Below are 22,556 nucleotides of genomic sequence, written 5' to 3'. Positions count from 1 at the left end.
AATGAACGTAGGAACAAATAAGAATGAGGAGAAATTTAGTGTCTTCATATCTCCACATGCATTAAAACATCTAGGGAGGATTCCTTTATGGAAATTTTTAAATATCTTGAGAAATATGATTACGAGCAACTGCTATTCTGTCAGGATAAACAATCGGGTTTGAAAGCGATAATTGCCATTCATGATACAACATTAGGGCCTGCGCTTGGAGGCACAAGGATGTGGACATATGCATCCGAAGAAGAAGCCATTGAAGATGCCTTAAGGCTTTCGAGAGGAATGACATATAAGAACGCAGCTGCCGGCTTGAATTTAGGCGGGGGGAAAACCGTCATCATCGGTGATCCGCGTAAGGATAAAAATGAAGAAATGTTCCGTGCATTCGGTAGGTATATCCAAGGGCTGAATGGCCGATATATAACAGCTGAAGATGTAGGTACAACGGTTGAGGATATGGATCTCATTCATGAGGAGACGGATTTTGTCACTGGGATTTCCCCTGCATTCGGTTCTTCGGGTAACCCTTCCCCAGTAACGGCATATGGAGTATACCGAGGTATGAAGGCTGCTGCAAAAGAGGCATTCGGAACTGATTCTTTAGAAGGCAAGGTGGTTGCAGTCCAAGGTGTCGGGAATGTTTCTTATAACTTATGCCGTCATCTTCATGAGGAGGGCGCCAAGCTCATCGTTACGGATATCAATAAAGAGAGTGTGGCCCGTGCGGTTGAATCCTTTGGGGCGACTGCAGTGAATCCAGATGAAATTTATGGAGTCGATTGTGATATCTATGCACCTTGTGCATTAGGGGCTGTCATAAATGATCAAACAATCAATCAAATCAGGGCAAAGGTCATTGCAGGTGCTGCCAATAATCAATTAAAGGAACCTGTGCATGGCGATCAAATTCATGAAAAAGGTATTATATATGCTCCTGATTATGTAATTAATGCAGGTGGAGTCATAAACGTGGCCGATGAGCTTCTAGGGTATAATCGGGAAAGAGCCCTTAAGAAAGTGGAAACTGTTTATGATACAATTGAACGAGTCATCGAGATTGCAAAACGTGATCAAATCCCTACTTATAAAGCAGCTGATAGGATGGCAGAGGAGCGCATTGCCCGCATGAGGAATTCAAGGAGCCAATTCCTGCAAAATGAAAAACATATCTTGAATGGAAGAAAATGAATGTAGTATTACAAGATATAGATTCCTGTGTTTTTTTAAATAAACACAGGAATTTTAAAGATGGATAACGTAATAAACATAGGACAAGTAAAAATGGTGACTAATAGTATGTATTTGTGAGGAGGAGTGGTTTTGGCTGAAGAATTTGACCTCGTTATCCTCGGAGGAGGAACAGGCGGGTATGTGGCGGCAATAAGGGCTGCTCAATTAGGATTGAAAACGGCTGTCGTGGAGAAAGGCAAGCTCGGCGGAACGTGTCTACATAAAGGCTGTATCCCTTCGAAAGCACTTTTAAGGAGTGCGGAAGTTTATCAGACTGCAGTGAAAAGTGAGGAATTCGGTATTGTTACCGGGGATGTAAAGGTAGATTTCCTTAAAGTGCAGGAAAGAAAGAATAAAGTGGTCGATCAACTCTATAAAGGCGTTCAGCACCTGATGAAACAAGGAAAGATAACGGTTTATGAAGGGTTAGGACGTATACTTGGTCCTTCTATATTTTCACCGATGCCTGGGACAATTTCCGTGGAAATGAATAATGGCAGTGAAAATGAAATGCTCATTCCACAGAATGTCATCATTGCTACAGGTTCACGTCCGAAGACACTGCCCGGTTTGGCTATTGATGGGGAATTGGTGCTTACATCGGATGAAGCTCTAAAGCTTGAGAGCTTACCAAAATCAATGATGATTGTAGGCGGTGGAGTTATCGGCATTGAATGGGCATCGATGCTCAATGATTTTGGTGTGGAAGTGACAGTTCTGGAATATGCAGATAGAATCATCCCGACTGAGGACCATGATATTTCCAGTGAAATGCTTCGTCTCCTAACGAAAAAAGGCGTCAAGTTCGTTACGGGTGCGAAGGTATTGCCTGAAACCCTGAAAACGGATGTTTCAGTATCCATTTCTGCTGAAGTCAAAGGTTCGGTAGAGGAATTCACAGCTGAAAAAATGCTGGTTTCCGTAGGCAGATCAGCAAATCTAGAAGGGATCGGCCTTGAAAATACGGAAATTGTGAAAGAAAAAGGTTTTATTGAAACCAATGACTTCTTCCAAACGAAGGAATCACATATCTATGCGGTCGGTGACTGTATCGGCGGTCTGCAATTGGCTCATGTTGCCTCCCATGAAGGTATTACGGCCGTTGAACATATCGCGGGCCAAAAGCCGGAACCGCTGGATTATTCGCTCATTTCAAAGTGTGTGTATTCAAGCCCTGAAGCTGCAAGTGTCGGTTTGACGGAAGATCAGGCAAACGAGGAAGGCTATGACCTTAAAATTGGGAAATTCCCATTCCGTGCAGTTGGTAAGGCCCTTGTCTTCGGGGAAGCGGATGGTTTTGTCAAAATCATCGCCGATAAGAAAACGGATGATATACTGGGCGTTCATATGATCGGCCCACATGTTACGGATATGATTTCAGAAGCTGGACTTGCAAAAGTGCTTGATGCGACACCTTGGGAGATAGGCAAGACAATTCATCCGCACCCAAGTCTATCCGAAGCAATCGGAGAGGCGGCCCTTGCTGTCGATGGACGTGCCATTCATTCATAAAGAATAAGGTCAGGAGGTTTTATGATGGTAGAAAAACGTCATGAACAATTAGGCTTAAATGAGGAAACGGTTTTAGATATGTACCGGACAATGCTTTTGTCCCGCAGAATTGATGAGCGCATGTGGCTTTTAAACCGATCCGGGAAAATTCCCTTCGTGATTTCCTGCCAGGGGCAAGAAGCTGCACAGGTTGGAGCTGCGTTTGCACTTGATCGGGAAAAGGATTATGTACTGCCTTATTATCGGGATGTCGGTGTGGTGCTTACCTTCGGAATGACCGCAAAAGACTTGATGCTCTCCGGTTTCGCGAAAGAGGAAGATCCCAATTCCGGCGGGCGCCAAATGCCTGGTCATTTTGGTCAAAAGAAAAATAGGATCGTCACTGGTTCATCGCCTGTAACGACACAGGTCCCGCATGCAGTTGGAATTGCCCTTGCAGGGAAGATGGAAGGTAAGGATTTGGTGACATTCGTAACGTTTGGGGAAGGTTCATCCAATCAGGGCGATTTTCATGAAGGGGCCAACTTTGCAGGTGTGCATAAGCTACCGGTCATTTTCATGTGTGAAAATAATAAATATGCGATTTCCGTTCCTATTTCGAAACAGCTATCGTGTGAAAATGTTTCCGACAGGGCGATTGGCTATGGGATGCCTGGCATAACGGTGGATGGCAATGATCCATTGGCAGTGTATGCAGCGGTGAAAGAAGCGGCTGACCGTGCACGAAGGGGAGAAGGCCCAACACTGGTAGAAACCGTTTCATACAGGCTCACACCTCATTCAAGTGATGATGATGACCGAAGCTACCGAACGGCAGACGAAGTGGCCGAAGCCAAAACGAAGGATTCCATAAAGACATTTGGAGCCTATTTAAAAGAAGTGGGAATCATGGATGACGACCTTGAGAAACAAATGAATGATGAAGTAATGAAGATAGTCAACGAAGCAACCGATTATGCTGAAAATGCTCCATATCCAAAGGCTGAAAGTGCTATGAATCATGTGTATGCACAAAAGTAAGGGGGTAATAGAATGCCAGTGATTTCTTATATAGATGCCGTGACAATGGCAATGAGGGAAGAGATGGAACGAGATTCCCGTGTATTCGTATTGGGAGAGGATGTAGGAAAAAAAGGTGGGGTCTTTAAAGCCACTAATGGTTTATACGACCAATTCGGTGAAGACAGGGTCATCGATACCCCGCTTGCAGAATCTGCAATTGCAGGAGTTGGAATTGGAGCCGCCATGTATGGGCTTCGGCCGATAGCTGAGATGCAATTTGCTGATTTCATCATGCCTGCCATTAACCAAATCATTTCAGAGGCAGCCAAAATCAGATACCGTTCTAATAATGACTGGAGCTGTCCTATGGTAATCCGTGCTCCATATGGAGGAGGGATTCATGGAGCTCTTTATCATTCGCAATCGGTTGAAGCGATCTTTGCCAATCAGCCGGGCTTGAAAATCGTGATGCCTTCCACTCCGTATGATGTAAAGGGTTTGCTTAAAGCTGCCATTCGCGATGAAGACCCAGTGCTTTTCTTTGAACATAAACGCGCATACCGCTTGATCAAGGGTGAGGTACCCACTGAAGATTATGTACTTCCAATCGGCAAGGCGGATGTGAAAAGGGACGGGGAAGACATTACTGTCATCTCCTATGGCCTTTGTGTGCATTTTGCCCTTCAGGCAGCAGAAAAATTAGCTGCAGATGGAATTTCTGCACATGTTCTTGACTTGCGTACCGTGTACCCTTTGGATAAGGATGCCATCATAAAAGCAGCTTCTAAAACGGGGAAAGTATTACTCGTTACGGAAGATAATAAAGAAGGAAGCATCATGAGTGAGGTCGCAGCCATAATTGCCGAGCATTGCCTTTTTGATTTGGATGCCCCTGTAAAACGATTGGCCGGGCCTGATGTACCTGCCATGCCTTATGCGCCTACGATGGAAAAACAATTTATGGTGAATCCTGATAAAGTGGAAAAAGCAATGAGGGAATTGGCCGAGTATTAATGACTGTTAAGAAGGAGGAACGAATTATGGCTATGGAATTAATGAAGATGCCTCAACTAGGCGAAAGTGTCACAGAGGGAACCATCAGTAAATGGCTTGTGAAGCCTGGGGATCATGTCACGAAATATGATCCGCTAGCTGAAGTGATGACGGATAAAGTAAATGCTGAGGTTCCTTCTTCCTTCACCGGCATCATCAAGGAATTGAAAGCGGATGAGAATCAAACATTGGCAGTCGGGGAAGTCATCTGCTCGATTGAAGTTGAAACGGCAAAGACGGATAACGAAAATGCTGGGCAAGTTTCTCATAGTGAGGAAAATGTTGCTGCACCTGTTACGCAGCAAGCGGCCAAACCATCAAGGGAAGCTCGCTATTCGCCAGCTGTGTTAAAACTTTCCCAGGAGCATGGAATCGATCTTTCAAAAGTTAAAGGAACGGGGAATGAGGGACGGATCACCCGTAAAGATTTACTGAAACTTGTTGAATCAGGGAATCTTCCTAAGGCGGATGAGCCTTCCGCAATATCCGATTCGGCTCCTGAAGTGGTCGCCCCTCAAGTCAATCGTCAAACAAGTCCAGTAACTAACGTGCCGACTGCGGCTGGTGACAAGGAAATACCGGTTACAGGCATCCGTAAGGCAATTGCATCCAATATGTTGAAAAGTAAGCACGAAATTCCCCATGCTTGGACGATGGTGGAAGTTGACGCAAGCAATATGGTGAAGTTGCGTGATAATCTAAAAACCGATTTTAAACAAAAAGAAGGCTATAATTTAACGTACTTTGCCTTTTTCGTTAAAGCGGTTGCTCAAGCCCTTACGGAATTCCCAGAGCTGAATTCGATGTGGGCCGGCGAAAAAATCATACAAAAGAAAGAAATCAATATATCGATAGCCGTTGCGACTGAGGATGCCTTATTTGTACCGGTCATTAAAAATGCAGATGAAAAATCAATAAAAGGTATAGCAAGGGAAATACAGGAACTTGCATCAAAAGTGAAGTCAGGTAAGTTAAAAGCAGAGGATATGCAAGGTGGTACGTTCACTGTTAATAACACTGGCTCATTCGGATCTGTCCAGTCCATGGGAATCATCAATCATCCACAGGCGGCCATTTTACAAGTTGAAACGATTGTAAAACGCCCAGTGGTCATAAATGACATGATTGCAGTACGGGATATGGTGAATCTCTGTTTATCACTTGATCATCGTGTTTTGGACGGACTCGTATGCGGTCGATTCCTCGCGAGGGTTAAAGAAATCATCGAAAAGATTTCCAAAGATAACACTCCCATATACTAAAATGAAGAAAAGGAAGGCCGGAAGGTCCTTCCTTTTCTTTTTTGTACTTCACTTTTCCGTAGAAAAACATCGACAAAAATTTTATTTTTGCTATTATTTTATTAAGAGCTGTTCTAATACAGAACTGGGGCTGTACTTGATTTATAAAGAGTAAAATAGGCTAGTGGTTTCCCTAATAACAGATTTGCTAATTTCTATTGTCTTAAAATTCAAGAAAATTATGGTAGAATGTTAGTATAATCCAGATCAAATTGACGGGAGGGTGGTTTTCTTATCCAAAACTGACTGAGCGTTCGTTCTCCCAATGAAGGAACAGGGCGTATGAGGCGGCAGAAGATAAGAAAGCGATTACAGATGGAACTGAAAGATGTAAAAAACATAACCTTTCCTAAGCCTTCTTTTGAAGAGTGGAAAGAAGCTGCGGAAACAAGTTTAAAAGGGAAAAGTGTAGAAAAGCTAAAAACGAATACATATGAGGGCATCACTTTACATCCACTCTATACAGAAAAGGCGGAATCAAGGGAAAAAGTAGCTGAATTACCAGGATTCTTCCCCTTCACCCGAGGAACGTCCCCAACGGGATATCATGAAAAACCTTGGCTTGCCGTTCAACCTGTAAGCGGTATCACGGCTGAAGAAGCAAATGAAAAGATGAAGGCTTCATTCAAGCGCGGTCAAAATGTTGTGGCATACCCTGTACGATTGCTTTCCGATGGAGCAAGGGCTGAAAAATTGTTTAAGGATATACCATTAAAAGAAATACCGGTTTTCATTGACCTTAAGGGGAAACAAAAAGGATTATTCCCTCAATTCAAAGCTGTTGCCGAAGCACAAAATACCCAATTGACAGGCGTTATTGCTGAAGATCCCATTGCAGAATGGCTCATTTGCGGTCAGCTGCCAGAAGATACGGATGACTATTTTGCAGACTGGCTGAAGACGATCCAGGATTATCAGAAGGTAGGCAGTGATTTAAAAACAGTTTTGGTTAATACGGCAGTCTACCATAATGGAGGAGCCAATGCCGTACAGGAAATAGCTTACGGATTATCGGCAGCCGTCCAATATCTATTGGAAGGGCAAAAGAAAGGGCTTTCTATTGCTTCGGTTTCCGAAAAAATAGTATTCTCTTTTGCTGTGGATTCGAATTACTTCATGTCCATCGCTAAACTGCGGGCTGCCAGAAGGCTTTGGGCAGGTCTTGCAGAAGCTTTCGATACAGCATCGGACCATTTTAAAATGGCGATACATGCCGTTACTTCCGAGTTGACAGAAACGCTATATGATCAGCACGTCAATATTCTTCGGACCACGAACCAAGCATTCGCTGCAGCTATTGGAGGCATTCAATATCTTCAAATCCATCCATTCACACACGCAACTGGTGAAACCGATGAGTTTTCAGAAAGAATTGCCCGTAATACTCACTTGATTTTAAAAGAAGAAACAAATATCACAACAGTGGTCGATCCTGCTGGCGGTTCATGGTATGTTGAGCAACTAACGGATGAATTGGCTGAAAACGCTTGGGCAAAATTCCTTGAAATCGAAGCAGCTGGAGGGATTCTAGAGCTAATTAAACAAGGCACCCTTCAGAAAGAAATAGCTGAAGTTCACCAAGGAAGAGTTCAAAATGCGGCTTTCAGAAAAGAAAGCATCATCGGAACGAATGTATATCCGAATCCCGCTGATAAGATTAAAACCACGACAAAGGATAACCATGTGTCATATATGAAAGTTGAGAAGCCGGTCGGCATTACCCCACTTGACTTGGATCGGGTATCGATTCAGTTCGAACAGATAAGGCTGCGCAGTGAAAAGTTTAAAGAACTAAGTGGAACGGCTCCAGCTATCGGTTTAATTAATTTGAAAAATCTCAAATCCTATAAACCTCGTGCAGATTTCGTTAACAGTCTTGCGGCGGCAGGCGGTATTGAAACAATCGGCAGTAAGGGATGTCAAACCGTTGAGGAAGCAATCGATTATGTAGCTGCGACCAAGCTCCCAATCTATTGTGTTTGCGGCAGTGATGGTGACTATTCGGAATTAGCGCCAATCATCATTAAAGAAATTAAAAAGCAATTCCCTGACATCACTATTTATAGTGCCGGTAAGCAGCAAGAAGAATTGGAAATTACACTAAGAGAAGTCGGGGTCAAAGATTTTATCCATGTTAAAACGAATGCAATATCCATTTTACTGGAATTATTGCAGAAGCTAGGGGTGAACTGAAATGAAAAAACCGGATTTTTCTGCTATAAATCCTGCTAAGTCTAAGATGGAAGGTACAGCGGAAGCATGGAAAAAGGAAGCCGAAAAAGCAGTTGGGAAAAACATTGAGGATCTTCTGTTTGAAACCAATGAACAAATAAAAATCAAACCGCTTTACGTTGAGGAAGATATTCGCGACCTGGAGCATATGGAAAGTGTGCCAGGCATCGCTCCTTTTACAAGGGGGCCTTATCCTTCGATGTATGTCAATCGTCCTTGGACGATACGTCAGTATGCAGGTTTTTCGACTGCCGAAGAATCCAATGCGTTTTACAGACGTAATCTGGCGATGGGGCAAAAAGGGCTCTCAGTTGCTTTTGATTTAGCTACACACCGCGGTTATGACTCCGATCATCCACGCGTTATCGGTGATGTGGGTAAGGCGGGAGTTGCCATTGATTCCATTCTGGACATGAAAATCCTGTTCGAAGGCATTCCGCTTGATCAGATGTCCGTGTCAATGACGATGAACGGCGCTGTATTACCCGTCCTTGCATTTTATATCGTGACAGCTGAAGAACAAGGTGTAACACAGGATAAGCTTTCAGGCACGATTCAAAATGACATCCTAAAAGAATACATGGTTCGGAATACGTATATTTACCCGCCTGAAATGTCCATGAAAATCATAGCTGATATATTTGAGTATACATCCAAATATATGCCCAAGTTCAATTCCATTTCCATCTCCGGTTATCATCTGCAAGAAGCGGGGGCGCCGGCTGATATTGAACTTGCCTATACGCTGGCGGATGGGCTTGAGTATGCACGTACCGGAATGAAAGCAGGTATGGATATCGATAAATTTGCACCACGCTTATCATTCTTTTGGGCTGTAGGAATGAACTATTTCATGGAAGTGGCGAAAATGCGGGCGGCTCGTTTCATTTGGTCAAAACTGATGAAACAATTCGAACCGAAAAATAATAAAGCGATGGCATTGAGGACTCATTCCCAAACCTCCGGCTGGAGTCTCTCCGAGCAGGATCCGTTTAACAATGTCGCAAGGACCCTTATTGAAGCGCATGCGGCTGCACTTGGACATACACAGTCCCTGCATACGAACGCATTGGATGAGGCCATTGCCCTGCCAACGGATTTCTCGGCGCGCATAGCACGCAATACCCAGCTATATTTGCAGGAGGAAACCGGGATCACAAAAGTAATCGATCCATGGGCGGGTTCATACTATGTAGAATCGCTCACTAATGAATTAATCGAACGGGCTTGGGCTCACATAGAAGAAATCGAAGGCCTGGGAGGAATGGCGAAGGCAATTGAAACCGGCCTTCCAAAAATGAGGATCGAGGAAGCCGCTGCAAAGCGCCAGGCTAAAATCGATTCTCAAGATGAAACGATCGTAGGCGTCAATAAGTATCGTTTGAAAAAAGAAGATCCGATTGAAATACTGGAGATTGATAATACAGCAGTTCGCAAAAGTCAGCTTAAGCGTTTGAGCGAATTAAAAGCGAAACGTGATCAGGCAAAGGTGGATGAAGCTCTTCAAGCGCTTTCAATGGCTGCCAGAACTGGCGAAGGTAACCTTCTTGAACTGGCTGTGCAAGCTGCAAGAGTACGGGCTTCATTAGGTGAAATCTCCGATGCGATCGAAGAGGTGGCTGGACGTCACAAAGCAACGATCCGTTCTATCAGCGGCGTATATAGCTCGGCATACTCAAAAGAAGCGGAAATTGAGGAAGTTGTCCGCATGACGGAAGAGTTCCTTGAAAATGAAGGAAGAAGACCGCGTTTGTTAATGGCTAAAATGGGTCAGGACGGTCATGATCGTGGAGCTAAAGTAGTCGGAACGGGGTTTGCGGATTTAGGCTATGATGTCGATATCGGTCCATTATTCCAAACACCGAAAGAAACCGCCATCCAGGCCGTGGAAAATGATGTGCATGTAGTCGGAATGAGTTCGCTTGCTGCCGGCCATAAAACATTGTTGCCGCAGCTTATGGCGGAACTGAAGAACTTGGGCCGTGAGGACATCATAGTGATCGTAGGAGGCGTCATCCCTGCACAGGATTATGATTACCTAATGGAAAATGGCGCTACAGCCATTTTTGGACCTGGTACGGTCATTCCGCAGGCAGCAAAGAAAGTGCTTCAGGAAATATACAATCGCCTCGGATATGAGGAAGTGGCCCAATAATGAGTGAAGACAAGAAGCCGGAATGGGTCGATCTTAACAATCAGGAAGGTTTTGCTTCTTCATTAAAGCCAGGTGTGGAATTAGCAGCCAGCCAAAACAAACCAACAAAAAGCAAATTCGTCAAAAAACATAATGTAAACATACCGGTCCATGAACTTAAAGAGGGAATCATAAAAGGGGACAGGGCCAAGCTAGCTAAAGGGATTACATTGATTGAAAGCAATGCATCCCACCACTTAGATCATGCACAGGAATTATTGCATGCCATCCTTCCTCATACAGGGAACTCCTTGCGCATCGGGATTTCCGGAGTGCCCGGTGCCGGGAAAAGTACCTTCATCGAGACGTTCGGTACCTACTTATGTGATAGGGGCCATAAGGTTGCTGTTCTAGCCGTCGATCCAAGTTCTTCGATCAATGGCGGAAGTATACTGGGCGATAAGACAAGGATGGAGGAACTGGCTAGAAACCCCGATGCCTTCATAAGACCCTCACCATCCGAAGGCACTCTAGGCGGAGTTCACCGCAAAACGAGGGAAACGATGTTGCTTTGTGAAGCGGCAGGATTTGATGTGATCCTGATAGAAACTGTCGGGGTCGGTCAGAGTGAAGCTATAGTCCGAAGTATGGTCGACTTCTTCATGCTTCTTGTCCTAACGGGTGCCGGAGATGAATTGCAAGGGATGAAAAAAGGGATTCTGGAACTTGTGGACGGAATTGTTGTCAATAAGGCCGACGGCGAGAACATCCCGCTGGCGATTAGGACAAAATCCGAATATAGCAGAATCTTGCACTTCCTTCAGCCAGCAACAAAGGGGTGGGCAGGAAAGGCATATACTTGTTCCGCTATAACCGGTAAAGGAATTCCTGAGCTTTGGGATGTATTGAATGAATTTTCCCATATGACCAAGGAATCGGGTGTTTTTCAAGAACGGAGAAGAATGCAATCTAGGGAATGGCTTTATTCATTGATCGATCACCAGCTTAAAACAATGTTTTATAAAAATGAAACCGTCAAGAGTCTCCTCCCTATACTAGAGAATCAAGTGATGTCAGGGAATAAAACGGTCACTGCTGCCGTTAAGCAGGCCTTTCAATCTTTTAGCGAAACATTTAAGTCAAATTAAAAAAGAAATGAGATGAGGCAGGCATGGATTCTCTCCCACGCCTGCCCCATCCTTTTGTAAGTCTTGTTGTTACACATATAATTCCCGCTCCCTTTTCGTTTTAAACCTGTACGGAACAGATTATGCGGTTTTAACAGGTAAATTTATTGAATCACGAAGAGGCAATTGTTATGATAGGATTGAAGAGAAAACTTGGAAGGAGCAAATGCCATGAATATGGATTTTAATTTTTTAATGAACGACGTAGTCAAACAGGCTCGCGATGAGATAAAGACTGCTGGATATACAGAATTGACCACTCCCGAAGAAGTAGAGGAAGTATTTGCACAAAAAGGAACGACACTTGTTATGGTAAACTCCGTTTGTGGCTGCGCTGGGGGAATAGCTAGACCTGCAGCTGCTCATGCAATCCATAATGATAAACGCCCAGATCAGCTTGTAACCGTTTTTGCTGGGCAAGATAAAGAGGCGACGGAGAAAGCCCGTGATTATTTCGAAGGATATCCGCCGTCATCCCCATCATTTGCATTGCTGAAGGATGGAAAAATCATCACCATGATAGAGCGCCATGAAATTGAAGGGCACCACCCGATGTCTGTAGTAGAAAAATTACAAGACTACTTCGATCAATATTGCGAAGAAGTTTAAGCCATAGTGACAACCTAAAAACCCGCCCAACCGGCGGGTTTTTTTAGGTTGTCGGCAAAAAGAGGTTCGGAATGGTCTCATCCCGAACATGATTTTAAAACAAGACTAGGTGATCCTTCATGTTTTTTCAGTAATCCCTAACGGCTTAATGAAAGGAAGAAATTTGCGATACTCCTGCCGAGTAACTGGCTAGCCGAGACCCCACAGGCGCTTGCGCTGAGGAGGCTTGGCAGACAGTTGGCGGAAAGGGAGCAGATTTCTGGAATCAACAGTAATATTTTTTTAGAAAAAAACCATATGAAAACTGGCTTGTGTTTGAATTTGTCTACAGTCTGATAACGCCAAATCGGCGTTTTTTTATTCATGAAATTGCATAAGTCAGGAACTTTTGGGAAAGAAGATAGATAGGGAAGCCGATATATTCCCTTTGGAGAAAAGAGTGAAGCCCAGATGTAAAATTATAATAATATTCTGAAAAATGAATCTATTATTTACATTATTGAATAATTATTAGAGTGTGTTAAAATACACATTAGTGTATGAATATTAGTTATTCGAAATTTAACTAACCTAATTTAATAACAAGAGAATTGAAAATATCATTTTGGAGGAATAATAATGAAGTTGAAAAAGCAGTTAGCATTGTTGCTTACTTCTGTTTTATTAGTAGGTATTTTGGCGGCATGCGGAACATCAGAGAAAGAAGATAAGAACACAGCTGACAAAGAAGACAAAAAGGTCCTGGTAATGGGAACATCTGCGGATTATCCGCCATTTGAATATGTTGAAACATCTAAAAGTGATGAAATCATAGGATTTGACATTGATATCGCTAAAGCAATCGGAAAAAAATTAGGTTATGAGGTCCAAGTGAAGGACATTGACTTTAATAGTCTTGTGCCTGCTCTGGAAAATAAATCGGTCGATTTCGTTATCTCCGGAATGACTCCAACAGAAAAACGTGAGCAATCAGTCGATTTCAGTGATATTTACTATACAGCTAAAAACATGATCATCACGACAAAAGACAGTAAAATCAAAACTGTTGAAGATTTAAAAGGGAAAACGGTTGGCGTACAGCTTGCATCCATTCAGGAGACATTGGCAAATGACTTGAATAAATCCCAAGATATCGGGATGAAAGTTGAAAAAAGGAATCGTATTCCTGAGGTTGTTCAAGAAATGTCAACAGGACGTTTTGACGCTGTGATCATGGAAGATACTGTGGCAAAAGGCTACTTGAAAGATAATAAAGAATTGGTGGGGCATTTGATCGAGTCAGGTGAACAAGATGCCGGTTCGGCAATCGCTTTCCAAAAAGGAAGCAAGTTAACTGAAGAATTCAATGCCGAGTTGAAAAAAATGTTAGAGAATGGTGAAATGGAAAAATTAATATTAAAATGGTTCGGTGGCAGTGAAACTGAATAATGCAGAGAGACGAAAAGCGTTCAGAAGAGATTTGGTATGCCTTCTGAACGTTTTTCCGCGCTTTATTGTTAATGAAATGAAGCAGGAGGAAGGCCATAAGATAACGGCCTTCATAAGAGAGGATGAATGGAGTGAATCTGGAATTTGAAAGGATTATGCCTTCCCTTCCATATATCCTGGAGGGAATACCGACTACATTAAAGGTTGTAGCGGTAGCGGCAGTAATCGGATTTGTTTTGGGAATATTATTATCTATACTTAAAATCAGCAGAATCAAGCCATTGAATTGGATTGCTGACTTTTATACATCCATTTTTCGCGGTACCCCTTTGGTACTGCAATTAATGCTGATTTATTTTGGTTCACCACAAATATTAGGGATTCAAATCGAAGCGTTCCAAGCAGCATTTTTAGCATTCGGGCTAAATTCAGCGGCATACATCTCTGAAATTATCAGGGGAGGCATTTTAGCGGTCGATAAAGGCCAACGAGAGGCTGCACTTGCACTTGGGGTTCCCTATTCAGGGATGATGCTTAATATTATCCTTCCGCAGGCCATCAAGAATATCTTGCCATCCCTTGTTAACGAATTGATTTCCTTAACGAAGGAATCGGCCGTTGTCACAATTATTGGATTAGGGGATATCATGCGCCGTTCTTATATTGTCGGCGGTGAGACATATAAATTCTTCGAGCCGATTTTATTTGCCGGTCTCATTTATTATGTGATGGTCATGATTCTCACCATCTTAGGCAAAGTGATTGAAAGGAGAATGAGACGCAGTGATTAAAATTGATGGACTCAAAAAAAATTATGGTAAGCTCGAGGTTTTAAAAGGAATCAGCACCGAGATCGGACAGGGTGAAGTGGTAGCGATCATCGGTCCATCCGGTTCGGGAAAATCAACTTTCTTGCGCTGCATCAATATGCTTGAAACTCCAACTGATGGTCAAATCAGGTTTAAAGATCAAATCATCACTGAAAAAAAGACCAATATCATGAAAGTGCGTGAAAATGTCGGAATGGTATTTCAGCATTTTCATTTATTTCCACATAAAACCGTACTGGAGAATCTGATATATGCACCTATGAAGGTGAAAAAATTATCAAAGGCCGAGGCTGTAAAACAAGCTCGTGAGCTCTTGACTAAAGTCGGTTTGGCCGATAAAGAGTCGACTTATCCGAATCGTCTGTCTGGCGGACAAAAACAAAGGGTTGCGATTGCACGGGCATTGGCAATGAACCCGGAAGTAATGCTTTTCGATGAGCCGACTTCGGCGCTTGATCCCGAGATGGTAAAAGAAGTGCTCGAGGTCATGAAATCACTGGCACATACGGGGATGACCATGCTGATCGTAACGCATGAAATGGGATTTGCCAAAGAAGTGGCCGATCGAGTACTATTCCTGGACGGTGGTCTGCTCGTTGAGGAAAGTGCTCCGGAAGAATTCTTTTCCAATCCGAAAAGCCAGCGTGCAAAAGACTTCTTGGAAAAAGTTTTATAAGCTAAAGCAAATAGTATATAATTGTGAAAAAAAGGTAACGTTTAGTTACCTTTTTTATTTTTTTCCTATAATGTATTTTTGCGTACATGTATTTAGAAAAATTGGAAATTTAACTCGCAAAGGACTGTAAAAATATCTGAATTCCTGATAGTATTATAATAGATAGAGAAAGAGCCAGGTGATACATAACAATGTTTAAAATCGGATACAGGACGATTAAAACTGCTTTGGGGGCCACCCTGGCAATTATTATTGCACAAATGCTTAATCTCGAATATTTCTCTGCTGCGGGAATCATTGCGATCTTATGCATCCAAGTTACAAAAAAGAAGTCGGTGTATGCCTCCTGGCACCGGTTTTTAGCTTGTTTGATCGCAATGGCCTATGCATCCCTATTATTTCAGTTCATCGCATTTCATCCGCTGATAATAGGTTTGATTCTCTTGATTTTCATTCCAACGACAGTTGCCTTGAAGATTAATGAGGGGATCGTGACGAGCAGCGTCATCATCATGCACCTATACGGGGCGGGTGACATCACTTTTTCCCTGCTGATCAATGAAACGATATTAATTGCAGTTGGGGTTGGAGTGGCGCTTGTCATGAATCTGTACATGCCCAGTGTCGATGACAAACTGCTGGCCTATCAGGAAAGCATCGAAACGAACTTCAGTGCGATCTTGATGGGAATTGTCCGCTATTTGAGGGATAATGATCACACATGGGATGGTAAGGAAATCACCGAAACAGCCAATCTTCTTAACCAAGCCAAAAGCCTTGCCTTCAGGGACGTGGAAAATCATTTTTTAAGGGAAGAAGACCTGTATTACCATTATTTCAAAATGCGTGAAAAGCAATTTGAAATAATTGAACGAATTCTTCCCCTTGTCACGAATATTCCGTTGGTCGTCAAGCAAAGCGGGATAGTGGCTGAGTTTATAGAAGATTTGGCAGAAAACGTCCACCCACAAAATACGGCGATCCTTTATCTGAAGAAGCTTGAAGAAATGGAGATTCATTTTAGGGGAATGGCACTGCCGCAGACACGGGAAGAGTTCGAATCCAGGGCCGCATTACTGCAGCTCATGAAGGAAATGGAGCGCTATTTATTGTTGAAGCATTCCTTCAAGGGATTACCCAAGCTGACCGGCAACCGAATGAAAAAGAGGCACTTGGCTTAAACTAAGCAAAAAGTAAAGGAATTGATACAAATGAAATGGATCCTTTCTTTGTTGCTTATGCTATCTTTGTGGCCTTTACAGGTACAGGCCCAGCCTCAATCGGTTATGCCTGGCGATCCGTTTATCATCATCAATAAAGCCAACAATAAAATGGCGTTCATTGATGATAACGAGGTCAAGGAGATTCTGCCGGTCGGTACCGGAAAGAGTCAGGAACTGACACCAGAAGGGATTTTCACGGTCAAAGTAAAAGCGGTCAATCCATATTACCGGAAAAAGAATATTCCTGGCGGCGATCCAAGGAACCCTTTGGGGTCGCGGTGGATTGGATTCGATGCACGAAATACCGATGGGAGGATTTACGGCATACATGGTACGAATCAGCCATCATCGATTGGGAAATATATTTCAAATGGCTGTGTACGGATGCATAAATCCGATGTGGAGCGTTTGTACGAAAAAGTCCCCATCGGCACTAAGGTGTTGATCACCATATCGAACGAGGATTTCAAAACGTTGGCAAAGAAAAACGGAGCGATAAAATAAAGAGAGGGAAGCTTTTTGCTCCCCTCCCCAATACGGTGTCTATTACAAAAGAAATGCGATACCTGATAATAAGCTCGTTAATAACATTGAGATAAGCATTAAATACACGACGATCTTTCTGATTTTCTTGTTTCCCATATGCTCTCTCCCTTAATACAGTTTAATTGATTTTATTTTAACTTGAACATTTAGTAGAAACAAGTAAAAGTATAATGTTCATATTATTCCGAATCTTAAAAGGCTTTAATGCAAGATTAGTAGTATTTTAATGGAGTCTTCCAATAATACATAGCATGGGGGTTTTTATGATGATTAAAAATATCGATCATATCGGTATTGCCGTCAAGTCACTGGATGAAGCCTTGCCGCTTTATACGGAAACGTTGAAATTGAAACTTGAAGGAATCGAGACAGTGGAGAGCCAAGGAGTGAAAGTGGCCTTCATCCTGGCAGGCAATACCCGTTTGGAGTTGTTGGAAGCGTTGTCACCTGCAAGCCCAATCGCCAAATTCATCGAAAAACGCGGTGAAGGGATTCATCATGTGGCACTTGGCGTCGATGACATCGAAGATAGAATAAAAGAAATCAAAGAAGCTGGATTGCGCATGATTGATGATTCATCAAGAAAGGGAGCGCACAATGCGGATGTTGCTTTCGTTCATCCGAAGTCTACCGCGGGAGTATTATATGAGCTATGTGAACAAGCATTATCAAAGGAGGAACAGAAATGACAGACATATATGATACGATCAATGACCTATATGATAGACGCCGCAAAGTGGAAATGGGCGGCGGTGAAGAAAGAATCGATAAGCAGCATGAAAAGGGCAAACTTACTGCAAGGGAAAGAATTGAACTTTTAGTTGATCCAGGTACTTTCATCGAGCTTAATCCTTTTATCAAACACCGTAATACCAATTTTGGCATGGAAAAGGAAGAAGGGCCGGGAGAAGGGGTTGTCACCGGTTACGGAAAGGTCAACGGCCGCGACATTTATCTGTTTTCACAGGATTTTACTGTTTTTGGCGGTGCTCTCGGTGAAATGCATGCTCTGAAAATTGCCAATGTTATGGATTTGGCAGCGGAAAATGGAGCCCCTTTCATAGGTTTGAACGATTCTGGTGGGGCGCGTATTCAAGAAGGCGTAGTTTCGCTTGACGGATATGGCCAAATATTTTACCGGAATTCCATTTATTCAGGGGTCATTCCACAGATTTCGGTTATTATGGGACCTTGCGCAGGCGGAGCTGTATATTCCCCGGCAATAACCGACTTTGTCTTCATGGTTGAAAAAACGAGCCAAATGTTCATAACAGGTCCTAAAGTCATTGAAACGGTTACAGGTGAAAAGATTTCTTCCGAAGGATTGGGCGGAGCTACTGTACATAACACCATTAGCGGTAATGCTCATTTCAAAGGAGCATCAGAGGAGCAAGTATTGGCGGACGTTAGACGTCTCCTGAGCTATCTTCCACAAAATAATGAAGAGAAGCCGCCGGTTTTGGAAGCGGATGATGGGGATGACTACCGGCCGGACTTAACGGATGTAGTCCCTTATGAAGGGATCCGTCCATATGATGTTCGGAAAGTATTGGAGCAAGTTGTCGATGAGGATTCCTTTATGGAAGTCCAAGAGGGCTTTGCGAAAAACATAGTGGTCGGCTTGGCGCGGATCAAAGGGAAATCAGTGGGGCTTGTCTGTAACCAGCCAAAGGTGTTGGCAGGGGGACTTGATATTGATTCATCAGATAAGGCTGCCCGTTTTATTCGTTTTTGTGACTCGTTTAACATTCCGCTTATTACGTTTGAAGATGTTTCAGGTTTTTTCCCGGGCGTTAAACAAGAACATGGCGGGATCATTCGCCACGGTGCAAAGCTGCTATATGCTTATTCGGAAGCAACAGTACCAAAATTGACGATCATATTGCGTAAAGCATACGGAGGAGCTTACGTGGCTCTTAATAGTAAATCCATCGGTGCGGATCTTACGTTTGCATGGCCGAATGCTGAAATCGCTGTAATGGGTTCTGCTGGAGCTGCAAATATCATTTTTGCCCGTGAAATTCAAAATAGCCAAGATCCGGAGGCGACACGGGCAGCTAAAATTGAAGAATACCGTGAGAAGTTCGCCAATCCATATGTTGCCGCAAGTCTTGGAATGGTGGATGATGTTATTGATCCCCGTGAAACCAGGATTAAGATCATTCAATCTCTTGATATGCTACGCAACAAAAAAGAAACTCGACCATGGAAAAAGCACGGAAATATCCCGTTGTGATCAAACATTGCAAGGAGCCCAAACGATCTGTTTTGGGCTCTTTTCCATACTGGGGAAAGATATCATTTTGAAAGAAAACATTTACAAGTCATCATTCACTTTTTAATACGGCCTTTAGGATCAGCATGCCACATTATTTGCCGGGGCGCCGCTTTTAGAAGTATAATTAAAGAGGAAAACTTTTTTGGAGGTTTTATTTTATGATTAATGAAGAACGTTTAGTTAATGAATTTATGGAATTGGTGCAGATTGATTCCGAAACGAAAAATGAAGCAGCCATCGCCAAAGTGCTGAAAGAAAAATTCGGGGCACTGGGTGTAGAAGTTTTTGAAGATGATACAACAGCAGTCACCGGTCATGGTGCAGGGAATTTAGTATGTACTTTAAAAGGAATGAAAGAAGGCGTAGATACCATCTATTTCACCTCCCATATGGATACGGTTGTACCAGGTAATGGAATCAAGCCTTCCATCAAAGATGGATACATAGTGTCAGACGGAACGACCATTTTAGGGGCGGATGACAAAGCTGGATTAGCGGTAATGTTAGAAACGCTTAAAGTATTGAAAGAACAGAATATCGAACATGGAACAATCGAATTCATCATAACTGTCGGTGAAGAATCTGGCTTGGTAGGGGCAAAGGCATTGGATCGCTCACTTGTAACGGCTAAATTCGGTTTTGCACTTGATAGTGATGGAAAAGTGGGCAATGTGGTTGTTGCTGCACCTACTCAGGCGAAAGTGTCAGCAACCATTTTAGGCAAGACTGCTCACGCTGGTGTCGCTCCTGAGAAAGGCGTTTCGGCCATTACGATCGCTGCCAAAGCAATCTCTAGAATGCCATTAGGCAGAATCGATGAGGAAACGACAGCCAATATCGGACGTTTCCAGGGGGGACAGCAAACCAATATTGTTTGTGACCATGTTGAAATCCTTGCAGAAGCAAGATCCTTGATTCCTGAAAAAATGGAAATACAGGTAGCGAAAATGAAAGAGGCTTTCGAGACTGCAGCCATTGAAATGGGCGGACGAGCTGAAGTTGAAGTTAACGTCATGTATCCTGGTTTTAAATATGGTGCTGGTGATCATGTAGTCGAAATCGCAAGAAAGGCAGCAGAGAAAATCGGCCGTCCATGCGAGCTGGTTAAAAGCGGCGGAGGAAGCGATGCAAATGTCATTGCAGGCTTTGGCATCCCTACTGTCAATCTCGCAGTGGGCTATGAAGATATCCATACTACGAATGAAAGAATTCCAGTTGAGGAATTAACGAAGCTAGCTGAAATGGTCGTCACTATCATCAAAGAAGTATCAGGTGAATAATCACTCATAATAGGCAAGGTGTTCAAAGTATTGAAGGAATATATGTGCAGTCATCAATAAACATGATGGCTGTTTTTCTTGGAGTGGATGCATCTTTCACCGCGGTTACCAAAGATAAATAGGGGTACCTTAATAGAAATGTGTTTTTTATTTTTACAAGGATGTGACGGTCAAGCATGAAGGACATGTATCCCAAAAATGGCAGGGTCATTCTCCATGTAGACATGAATAGTTTCTATGCTTCAGTGGAAATGTCATATGATGTTTCATTGAAAGGCAAACCGCTTGCCATTGCAGGCAATGTTGAAGAGAGAAGGGGCATAATCGTCACCTGCAGCTATGAGGCGAGGAAGTTCGGGGTTAAAACGACCATGCCGATTTGGCAGGCGAAAAAACTATGTCCTCAATTAGTCATTCAGAAACCGAATTTCGAGCGCTATCGAAAGGCATCACTGGCTATTTTCGATGTTTTGAGGCAATATACAGAGATGGTTGAACCGGTTTCGATTGATGAGGGGTATCTGGATATCAGTGAATGCGCCGGATTGGGTTCGCCTTTAGATATTGCCAATAGCATTCAGGAAAGAATTTTTAATACGATGGATCTTCCTTGCAGCATCGGGATTGCCCCTAATAAATTTTTGGCCAAAACTGCTTCCGATATGAAGAAACCAATGGGTATCACCGTGTTAAGGAAACGGGACATTTCGGAAAAGCTCTGGCCTTTACAAGTGGGCGAAATGCATGGCATCGGGGATAAGACATCGGAAAAGCTTCAAACTATCGGGATAATGACGATCAGGGACCTTGCACACGCCAATGATAGTCAACTTAAACAGCTTCTTGGGATTAATGGCATCCGTTTGAAAGATAGGGCTAATGGAATCGACCCAAGGGTAGTGGATCCCGAAGCGATTTTTGAGCATAAGAGCATTGGAAACTCGACAACTCTTCCGCATGACTCCACCAATCAAAAAGAACTGATCGGTGTATTGGAAAAGCTTTCAGGGAAAGTTGCCGTCCGTTTGAGAAATAAACGGCTACTTGGTCAAAAAATAGGTGTGACGATCCGTTACAAAGACCGTCGCACAATAACGAGAAGCAGAACGGTCCCAAATCCGGTTTTTGAAAAAAAGGATATTTTGGATGGAGCTATCGATCTCTTCATGAAAAATTGGAATGGGGAAGGAATCAGGCTTCTTGGTGTCACTGCCTATGATGTCATCGAAAAAGAATCGGCCTTCAAGCAACTGGATATTTTCTCCTTTCAAGAGGATGCAGAAAAAGAACCCCTGTATGAAGCGATGGAACACTTGCAAAATAAGTACGGAGAAAATATTATTAAAAAGGGATTACCCTTGAAAAACCGTTCAATTGGAACAGACACTAGCTTCAGCAAAGATTTCTTTGAGCAATCCAGGAGGAATGATCCTTCTTTTGACAAAGAATAGCGTACAAGCTGTGTAAAGATATAGAGAAGGGAAAGATGAATCATGACAAAACAGCAGATTGGCGTTATCGGACTAGCCGTAATGGGCAAGAACCTTGCGTTTAATATTGAAAGCAGGGGATATTCAATTTCCGTATATAATCGCTCAGGATCAAAAACGGACGAAATGATGAAGGAAGCGGAAGGCAAAAACGTAACAGCCGCTTATACGCTTGAAGAATTCGTCAATTCCTTGGAAACACCACGCAAAATTTTATTGATGGTTAAAGCCGGAGCGGCAACGGATGCAACAATCGAGCAATTAAAACCGTTGCTTGATAAAGGTGATATCGTTATTGATGGAGGGAATACCTTCTTCAAGGACACTCAGCGCCGCAATGAGGAACTAAGCAAGCTTGGCATCCATTTCATCGGTACAGGCGTGTCAGGGGGCGAAGAAGGAGCTCTAACAGGTCCTTCCATCATGCCTGGAGGTCAAAAAGAAGCATATGAACTTGTTGCACCGATCTTGAAGGACATTTCAGCTAAGGTCGATGGTGATGCTTGCTGCACGTATATCGGACCGGATGGGGCAGGTCATTATGTGAC

General features: G+C 43.1%; 20 protein-coding genes. 19 read left to right on the top strand and 1 reads right to left on the bottom strand.

Annotated elements, in window-relative coordinates; all coding sequences use genetic code 11:
• The first annotated feature begins 87 nt into the window (after window positions 1-87).
• The 14 genes from bcd to ACIQYG_RS00140 all read left to right on the top strand — a co-directional run bounded on the left by bcd (window position 88) and on the right by ACIQYG_RS00140 (window position 16,918).
• A complete protein-coding gene (bcd, locus tag ACIQYG_RS00205; protein WP_402834987.1) occupies window positions 88-1,185 on the top strand; it encodes a branched-chain amino acid dehydrogenase in 1,098 nt (365 codons plus the stop codon).
• Between the two features lie 132 nt (window positions 1,186-1,317).
• Window positions 1,318-2,739: a dihydrolipoyl dehydrogenase gene (gene lpdA, locus ACIQYG_RS00200; RefSeq protein ID WP_402834986.1), complete on the top strand. Its 1,422-nt coding sequence runs from the start codon at window positions 1,318-1,320 to the stop codon at window positions 2,737-2,739.
• Window positions 2,740-2,763: 24 nt separating this feature from the next.
• Window positions 2,764-3,759, top strand: coding sequence for a thiamine pyrophosphate-dependent dehydrogenase E1 component subunit alpha (locus ACIQYG_RS00195; protein ID WP_402835475.1), 996 nt, complete (start codon window positions 2,764-2,766; stop codon window positions 3,757-3,759).
• Window positions 3,760-3,771: 12 nt separating this feature from the next.
• Complete coding sequence (locus tag ACIQYG_RS00190) at window positions 3,772-4,755, top strand: alpha-ketoacid dehydrogenase subunit beta (protein ID WP_402834985.1); 984 nt, start codon at window positions 3,772-3,774, stop codon at window positions 4,753-4,755.
• A 26-nt stretch (window positions 4,756-4,781) separates the two neighbouring features.
• The gene (locus tag ACIQYG_RS00185; protein WP_402834984.1) at window positions 4,782-6,056 is read left to right on the top strand and encodes a dihydrolipoamide acetyltransferase family protein; all 1,275 of its coding nucleotides are present in this window, start codon (window positions 4,782-4,784) and stop codon (window positions 6,054-6,056) included.
• Between the two features lie 321 nt (window positions 6,057-6,377).
• The gene (locus ACIQYG_RS00180) at window positions 6,378-8,288 is read left to right on the top strand and encodes a methylmalonyl-CoA mutase family protein (protein WP_402834983.1); all 1,911 of its coding nucleotides are present in this window, start codon (window positions 6,378-6,380) and stop codon (window positions 8,286-8,288) included.
• Window positions 8,289-8,334: 46 nt separating this feature from the next.
• On the top strand, window positions 8,335-10,482 hold the full coding sequence (gene scpA, locus ACIQYG_RS00175) for a methylmalonyl-CoA mutase (protein ID WP_402835474.1): 2,148 nt from the start codon (window positions 8,335-8,337) through the stop codon (window positions 10,480-10,482).
• A complete protein-coding gene (gene meaB, locus ACIQYG_RS00170) occupies window positions 10,482-11,609 on the top strand; it encodes a methylmalonyl Co-A mutase-associated GTPase MeaB (protein ID WP_402834982.1) in 1,128 nt (375 codons plus the stop codon). Before scpA ends, meaB begins: the two co-directional genes overlap by 1 nt.
• Before the next feature lie 210 nt (window positions 11,610-11,819).
• On the top strand, window positions 11,820-12,257 hold the full coding sequence (locus ACIQYG_RS00165) for a BrxA/BrxB family bacilliredoxin (RefSeq protein WP_034308239.1): 438 nt from the start codon (window positions 11,820-11,822) through the stop codon (window positions 12,255-12,257).
• Window positions 12,258-12,881: 624 nt separating this feature from the next.
• A complete protein-coding gene (locus tag ACIQYG_RS00160) occupies window positions 12,882-13,685 on the top strand; it encodes a transporter substrate-binding domain-containing protein (protein ID WP_483878358.1) in 804 nt (267 codons plus the stop codon).
• Between the two features lie 131 nt (window positions 13,686-13,816).
• Window positions 13,817-14,476 carry an amino acid ABC transporter permease gene (locus ACIQYG_RS00155; protein ID WP_402834980.1) on the top strand — a complete coding sequence of 220 codons (660 nt, stop codon included), beginning with the start codon at window positions 13,817-13,819 and terminating at the stop codon, window positions 14,474-14,476.
• On the top strand, window positions 14,469-15,191 hold the full coding sequence (locus ACIQYG_RS00150; protein WP_402834979.1) for an amino acid ABC transporter ATP-binding protein: 723 nt from the start codon (window positions 14,469-14,471) through the stop codon (window positions 15,189-15,191). Before ACIQYG_RS00155 ends, ACIQYG_RS00150 begins: the two co-directional genes overlap by 8 nt.
• A gap of 191 nt (window positions 15,192-15,382) precedes the next feature.
• Window positions 15,383-16,372 (top strand): aromatic acid exporter family protein, encoded by a 990-nt coding sequence (locus ACIQYG_RS00145; RefSeq protein WP_402834978.1) that lies wholly within the window; start codon window positions 15,383-15,385, stop codon window positions 16,370-16,372.
• 30 nt (window positions 16,373-16,402) lie between these two features.
• Window positions 16,403-16,918: a L,D-transpeptidase gene (locus tag ACIQYG_RS00140; RefSeq protein WP_402834977.1), complete on the top strand. Its 516-nt coding sequence runs from the start codon at window positions 16,403-16,405 to the stop codon at window positions 16,916-16,918.
• Window positions 16,919-16,960: 42 nt separating this feature from the next.
• Here the strand turns inward: ACIQYG_RS00140 and prli42 are convergent, their stop codons facing one another.
• On the bottom strand, window positions 16,961-17,056 hold the full coding sequence (gene prli42, locus ACIQYG_RS00135; protein ID WP_155726463.1) for a stressosome-associated protein Prli42: 96 nt from the start codon (window positions 17,054-17,056) through the stop codon (window positions 16,961-16,963).
• A 167-nt stretch (window positions 17,057-17,223) separates the two neighbouring features.
• Between prli42 and mce the strand changes: the two genes are divergently transcribed.
• The 5 genes from mce to ACIQYG_RS00110 form a co-directional block, all read left to right on the top strand.
• Window positions 17,224-17,649, top strand: a complete 426-nt coding sequence (gene mce / locus ACIQYG_RS00130) for a methylmalonyl-CoA epimerase (protein ID WP_034308227.1) — start codon at window positions 17,224-17,226, stop codon at window positions 17,647-17,649.
• Window positions 17,646-19,196: an acyl-CoA carboxylase subunit beta gene (locus tag ACIQYG_RS00125; protein WP_402834976.1), complete on the top strand. Its 1,551-nt coding sequence runs from the start codon at window positions 17,646-17,648 to the stop codon at window positions 19,194-19,196. The genes mce and ACIQYG_RS00125 overlap by 4 nt, the downstream gene beginning before the upstream one ends.
• A gap of 200 nt (window positions 19,197-19,396) precedes the next feature.
• Window positions 19,397-20,518, top strand: a complete 1,122-nt coding sequence (locus tag ACIQYG_RS00120) for a tripeptidase T (RefSeq protein WP_387597827.1) — start codon at window positions 19,397-19,399, stop codon at window positions 20,516-20,518.
• A gap of 176 nt (window positions 20,519-20,694) precedes the next feature.
• Window positions 20,695-21,969: a DNA polymerase IV gene (locus ACIQYG_RS00115; protein WP_402834975.1), complete on the top strand. Its 1,275-nt coding sequence runs from the start codon at window positions 20,695-20,697 to the stop codon at window positions 21,967-21,969.
• A 42-nt stretch (window positions 21,970-22,011) separates the two neighbouring features.
• On the top strand, window positions 22,012-22,556 hold a 545-nt coding region (locus ACIQYG_RS00110), incomplete at its 3' end, for an NAD(P)-binding domain-containing protein (RefSeq protein ID WP_402834974.1).

This window comes from Peribacillus sp. NPDC096622, from assembly GCF_044762665.1.
Classification (GTDB): Bacteria; Bacillota; Bacilli; order Bacillales; family DSM-1321; genus Peribacillus; species Peribacillus frigoritolerans_B.
Note: the sequence above shows the minus strand (reverse complement) of the source record. Positions and strands in the feature narration are given on the sequence as shown.